The 3,144-nt window shown below is 32.5% G+C and carries 3 protein-coding genes and 1 pseudogene; all 4 read right to left on the bottom strand.

Annotated features, from left to right (window positions below):
- A pseudogene (locus BC961_RS14635) lies at positions 1–479 on the bottom strand (PAS domain-containing sensor histidine kinase); the annotation flags it as partial.
- A 17-nt stretch (positions 480–496) separates the two neighbouring features.
- Positions 497–1,624: a sensor protein KdpD gene (locus BC961_RS14630; RefSeq protein ID WP_121926613.1), complete on the bottom strand. Its 1,128-nt coding sequence runs from the start codon at positions 1,622–1,624 to the stop codon at positions 497–499.
- 156 nt (positions 1,625–1,780) lie between these two features.
- Complete coding sequence (locus BC961_RS14625) at positions 1,781–2,866, bottom strand: porin (RefSeq protein ID WP_121926612.1); 1,086 nt, start codon at positions 2,864–2,866, stop codon at positions 1,781–1,783.
- A 71-nt stretch (positions 2,867–2,937) separates the two neighbouring features.
- Positions 2,938–3,144, bottom strand: a 207-nt coding sequence (locus BC961_RS14620; RefSeq protein WP_121926611.1) for a potassium-transporting ATPase subunit C, incomplete at its 5' end; no start/stop codon positions are given.

Raw genomic sequence — 3,144 nt, 5'->3', positions numbered from 1 at the left:
TTAAAAGCAATCAAGAAACATAACGTTCCTGTAATAGCAATCCATAAGTTGGCCGTTTCAGCAGTATGAGTTGCCACATCGCTTTTTTGCTTAATGGCATTCATATTCAATTTCATTATTTCAAAAATATCTTGCCTAATTTGATTTTTTACTGACTCGTTGCTGAAATCATTTTTAAGTGTGATGAATTTTTTTTCCAGATTAATGTTAGCATTCTTTTCACCAATTTCAGTTGCATTTTTCATCTGGCTTTTAAGATTTTTTTCGAAAACAGAAAAATCTATATTTTTATCGGTACTAATTTTTTCTAATGAAAGCAACATATTACGAGAATATTCTAGGGTATTATAGTTTGCTTTTAGAATGTTTTGAGTGTCAATTTTGATCAAAAAAACAGAATAAGCACTTATCAATGAGAGGATAATAATCATTAAGAACAACAATCCGACACCCAGATTCAATTTGGTTTTTATTTTCATGATGATGCAATTAACAGTTAGGACAAAATTACTAAGTCGATATTTGATGAAGATAGATTATTCAGTAATTTATTAAAGATAGTAGTCGATAAAATTACTTTAAATAAATTTAAATGTGGTTTCCCAATACAAACAGTTGTAATATTTTTCTGTTCGACAATTTCTAATATCGCATCGGTAATGCTATTATTTTCTACTTTGATAACTTCAGCATTTAATTGTGACGCTAATTTGAAATTATTGATTAAATGGCGCTGTTTATCCAAGGCTATTTTATTGGAACTTTCTTTTGGCGTTTCTACATACAAAACATACCATTTGCAATTGTAATAACTTGCTAATCTCGCTGTTTTCCGAATCACAATTTTAGCCATTTTATCATTACTACTAATGCAAGCGACTATTTTTTGAGGCTTTAAAGCTAAATTTTTTGGGACTTCATTTTCTACTTTACGTCCGACTTGATTCACCACTTCTTTTAAGGCTAATTCACGTAATTGTAAAATTTGATCTGATTTGAAAAAGTTATTTAATGCGGTTGGTATTTTATCAGCTGTATAAATTTTACCTTCTTTTAATCTTGCAATCAAATCCTCTGAAGTTAAATCGATATTCACCACTTCATCTGCCATTCGTAACACATGATCTGGAATTCTCTCTTGCACATCAATAGTAGTAATTCGTTTTACATCTTGATTTAAACTTTCTATATGTTGAATATTTACTGCCGAAATTACATTGATACCAGATTCTAGAATCTCTAAAACATCTTGCCAGCGTTTTTCATTTTTACTTCCTTCTATATTCGTATGTGCTAGCTCATCGACAATCACCACTTCTGGACGTAAATTAATGATCGCTTGCACGTCCATTTCTTCCAGTTGTTTCCCTTTATAGAAAATAGTACGGCGCGGAATAACAGGAAGACCAGCTAATAATTCATGCGTTTCTTTGCGATTATGCGTTTCAATATATCCTATTTTAACGTCAATACCGTTCTTTAATAAAGTGTGGGCTTCTTGAAGCATACGGTATGTTTTTCCCACACCAGCACTCATCCCAATGTAGATTTTAAACTTTCCTTTGCGAGATTTCTGAATTAAATCTAGAAAGTGCTTAACATTATTTTCTTTTTCGTTGTCCATTTAGGTTAAATTATTTTTGTCGCCAAGGCACAAAGTCACTAAGATTTTTTTGTAACAAAATTTAAAATACTTCTTGAAAAATAGATCTTTTCATTACTTCTGCAAAAGAAATTTTGATTCTTTGATTCTTTGTGCCTTCACGGCAAAACTTTTAATTTAAAATTTGATAGCTAAAGCAGTAATTATTGAAAAACTAGTATCTGATACTTCAGCGGTGTTTTTAGCAAAAACGGCATCTTCACTAGTGTAATTTTTAATTTCAGTTCTCCACATTAAATTTGGAGTGATTTTATAATCTGCGTTCAAAGAAAGACCATAAGTTTCAAAACCATTTGGAGTTCCTGATGCAATTATTACTCCTTTTTTATCTTGGTAATATTCTCCTCTTACGGCAAAATTTAATTTATCAGTTGCCATCATCTGTGCCATTATAGAAGCTCCGTACCATTTGTTATACTCATCACTTTGAGGTGCGGCTTGTTCCCAACCGATATCAAATCCTGCTAAAAGTTTTACTTTACTGGTTAAATCATAAGCTGCATATAAATCATGGAAATAACGTTTTTGACGTACGTTATCCGCTTTATCATTTCCTATAAAAGAGCTACTATTAATTGAAAATTTTGACGAAGGTCTGTACACAATTTGATGACCAAAACTCGGTGTTGTATTACCATCGACACGCTGAATTCGTTGCCATCCGTTAAGATACAATCCTGTTAATTCCCATTGTCCACTTGGCGAAATGTATGTAATTTTGGCTCCAGCCTCAAAATAAGGAGAATTTTCAGCCATAATACTTCTAGTTAAGGTAAAGCAATCGGCTCCAACAGCACTTTCATAACCAATATGTGAAGGTAAAATTCCTGCTGTAATCCATAAATTTTGGTTCTTGGCCACTTTAAATCCTACATTGGCTTCGTAAACATTTTTTAAAACTCCAGGTTCTCCTGCATAATTTGCATTCATATAGGAACCCGCTGCAATAGCTATGTTGGCACGTACCTTTTCAGTTTCGTAATTTGCTTTTACAAAACCAAGGTTCAAACTTACCTCATTGTTACGGTTGTGGCTGTATATGAATCCTGGACGGGAATTATTATCAGGATTATTAGCATCATATTGAAAATAGGTTTCAGCATATCCACTGATTTTCAATGGATTTTCAGATTTTTCTTCTTGCGCAAAAGCTACTCCTGAAAAACATAAAGTTAAAGCAGCTAGACTTATTTTTGTATTCATTTTGTATCTATTAAGGTGATTTTTAAAAAAAGGGGAGGTATGACACAACCTCCCCAGCTCTGATTACGGTTTTATTTTAGTTCGTCTAGAGCAATATTTAGTTTTAGAACATTAATTTTAGCTGGTCCAAACATCCCTAATAAAGGTTGTTCGGTGTTGGCGCCAATCAATGTGTTTAATTTTTCAGGATCTATATTTCTTGCTTTCTGAATCCTTGCAATTTGTATTTTAGCGCTTGCAACTGAAATATTAGGATCTAATCCACTTCCGCTTGCTGT

Source organism: Flavobacterium weaverense (genome assembly GCF_003688495.1).
Classification (GTDB): Bacteria; Bacteroidota; Bacteroidia; order Flavobacteriales; family Flavobacteriaceae; genus Flavobacterium; species Flavobacterium weaverense.
The sequence above is the reverse complement of the archived record's forward strand: the minus strand, read 5'-3'. Positions and strand labels throughout refer to the sequence as shown.